Raw genomic sequence first — 2,449 nt, 5'->3', positions numbered from 1 at the left:
GTATGCGTCCGGCCAACCCCCCTTCCTGTCCCCGGCGCCAAAGGCGATGGTGTCCACCTAATTTAAGTGGACACCCTTTCTAGCCTTTTAAGCGGGTCTTTTCATGCAGCCACAACGCCGCTCCTACTCCAAATCCTTCAAGGCCCAGGTCATTCACGAATGTGCCCAGCCCGGAGCCTCGATTGCCAATGTCGCACTGAGCCACCGTCTCAACGCGAACCTCGTCCATAAATGGATTCGAGTGCAAGCGCAGAAAACCACCGCACTGCAACCTGCTTTCATTCCGCTGCCCGTGCCACCAGCCGGAGCAACTTCGCAAGCCGCGGCATCGGCTATCTGTCTGGAAATCCCACACCCGCGTGGCACCGTCAAAGTGAACTGGCCGACCGAGAACGCCGCTGCCTGTGCGACCTTTCTGCGAGACCTGCTGCGATGATTCGCATCGATGCTATCTGGCTCGCCACCGAGCCTATGGACATGCGTGCCGGCACCGAGACTGCATTGGCCCGGGTGATTGACGTGTTCGGTGCGGCGAAGCCGCACTGCGCTTATCTGTTCGCCAATCGCCGCGCCACTCGCATGAAAGTGCTGGTCCATGACGGTGTGGGTGTTTGGCTTGCAGCGCGTCGGCTGCATCAAGGCAAGTTTCATTGGCCGGGCATACGCCATGGCCCGCAAGCCGAACTCGATACTGAACAACTTCAGGCTCTGGTACTGGGTCTGCCGTGGCAGCGGGTCGGTTCAAACGCTGCAATCACGATGCTCTGATACCCGCCATTCACCTATAGGCTGATCGCCGCTGAGTGCCGGCTCTGGCACAATCAGCGGCATGACTTCGCTCCCCGATCTTGACCACCTGACACCCGAACAACTGCGCGCACTGGCCGCGCAGTTAATGCAGCGTGTCGGCACCCTCGATCAAGAGGTGGATACGCTGGGCAAGACAGTCGATACCCTCGGCAAAACGGTCGAGACGATGGGCAAGAAAATCCATCACGACAAAACCCTCATCGAGAAGCTGACCCACGAGATCGCGCAGCTCAAGCGGTTCAAGTACGCCAAGCGCAGCGAGCAGATGCACCCGGAGCAGGCCAGCTTGCTCGATGACTTGATCGACACCGATATCGCGGCGATCGAGGCTGAGCTTCAAACGTTACAACTCGCCCCGGCACCGACCGAGACCAAACAGAAGCCCAAGCGCACTGCATTACCAGCGGAGTTTCCGCGCACGCTGATCCATCACGAACCGGACAACACTCACTGCCCATGCGGCTGCGCACTTAAACGTATCGGCGAAGACGTCAGCGAAAAACTGGACTACACGCCTGGCGTGTTTACCGTCGAGCGCCATGTGCGTGGCAAGTGGGTCTGCGATGACTGCGAAACACTGATCCAGGCACCGGTACCGGCACAGATCATCGACAAAGGCATCCCGGCCGCTGGGTTGTTGGCTCATGTCATGATCGCCAAGTTTGCCGATCATTTGCCCCTTTACCGCCAGGAATCGATTTTTGGCCGTGCCGGCTTGGCGATCCCGCGCTCGACGCTGGCTCAATGGGTGGGGGCCTGCGGTGTGCAATTGCAGCCATTGGTTGATGCACTGCGCGATGTTGTACTCGCACACCCGGTCGTTCATGTCGATGAAACGCCGGTACAAATGCTCATGCCGGGTCTGAATAAAACCCATCGCTCATATGTCTGGGCCTATGCCACCAGCCAGTTCTGCGAAACGGCGGCGGTGGTCTACGACTTCAGCCTCAGCCGCGCCGGAGAGCATGCCCGAAACTTCCTGCAAGACTGGAAAGGCCAACTGGTCTGTGATGATTTCGGTGGCTACAAGGCCAGCTTCGAACTCGGTGTAACCGAGATCGGCTGCATGGCCCATGCCCGGAGAAAGTTCTTCGAGCTGCACGCGACCAACAAGAGCCATATCGCTGAACAAGGCTTGCGCTATATCCAGTTGTTGTACGAAATCGAAAATGAAGTCCGTGACCTGGAGCCGGACTTACGCCGCCGAATACGGCAAGAAAAAGCAGCTCCGGTGATGGCTACGTTACACACCTGGATGATCGCCCAGCGCGACCTTGTGCCCAACGGCTCGGCCATCAGCAAGGCGCTCGATTACAGCCTCAAACGCTGGACGGCGTTGTCGCGTTATCTTGATAACGGGGCTGTGCCCATAGACAACAATTGGTGTGAGAACCAGATCCGGCCATGGGCTCTTGGGCGCAAGAACTGGCTCTTTGCAGGCTCGTTGCGAAGTGGAAAACGGGCGGCAGCCATCATGAGCCTCATCCAGTCGGCGCGACTGAATGGGCATGATCCGTATGCCTACTTGAAGGACGTCCTCACGCGTCTGCCGACGCAGCGGGCGAGTGAAATTGAGGAGTTGCTGCCGCATAGGTGGCAGCCGGTTTAGTTACGCAAGGGGTGATGCCCGGACGCATAC

The 2,449-nt window shown here is 58.6% G+C and carries 3 protein-coding genes; all 3 read left to right on the top strand.

The features are described 5' to 3' along the window. The first annotated feature begins 103 nt into the window (after positions 1–103). The 3 genes from H096_RS24380 to H096_RS24370 all read left to right on the top strand — a co-directional run bounded on the left by H096_RS24380 (position 104) and on the right by H096_RS24370 (position 2,419). Positions 104–436, top strand: coding sequence for a transposase (locus H096_RS24380; protein WP_033901902.1), 333 nt, complete (start codon positions 104–106; stop codon positions 434–436). After that, the gene (gene tnpB, locus H096_RS34600; protein WP_033901901.1) at positions 433–768 is read left to right on the top strand and encodes an IS66 family insertion sequence element accessory protein TnpB; all 336 of its coding nucleotides are present in this window, start codon (positions 433–435) and stop codon (positions 766–768) included. Before H096_RS24380 ends, tnpB begins: the two co-directional genes overlap by 4 nt. Positions 769–829: 61 nt before the next feature. Then, positions 830–2,419, top strand: coding sequence for an IS66 family transposase (locus tag H096_RS24370; RefSeq protein ID WP_033901900.1), 1,590 nt, complete (start codon positions 830–832; stop codon positions 2,417–2,419). Positions 2,420–2,449: the final 30 nt, after the last annotated feature.

Source organism: Pseudomonas sp. FH1 (assembly GCF_000510895.2).
GTDB lineage: Bacteria > Pseudomonadota > Gammaproteobacteria > Pseudomonadales > Pseudomonadaceae > Aquipseudomonas > Aquipseudomonas azotoformans_A.
Note: the sequence above shows the minus strand (reverse complement) of the source record. Positions and strands in the feature narration are given on the sequence as shown.

What these genes read in the sequence shown, in the direction of transcription:
- H096_RS24380 (WP_033901902.1), top strand. Translation starts at nt 104, where the DNA reads ATGCAGCCACAACGCCGCTCCTACTCCAAATCCTTCAAGGCCCAGGTC.
- tnpB (WP_033901901.1), top strand. Translation starts at nt 433, where the DNA reads ATGATTCGCATCGATGCTATCTGGCTCGCCACCGAGCCTATGGACATG.
- H096_RS24370 (WP_033901900.1), top strand. Translation starts at nt 830, where the DNA reads ATGACTTCGCTCCCCGATCTTGACCACCTGACACCCGAACAACTGCGC.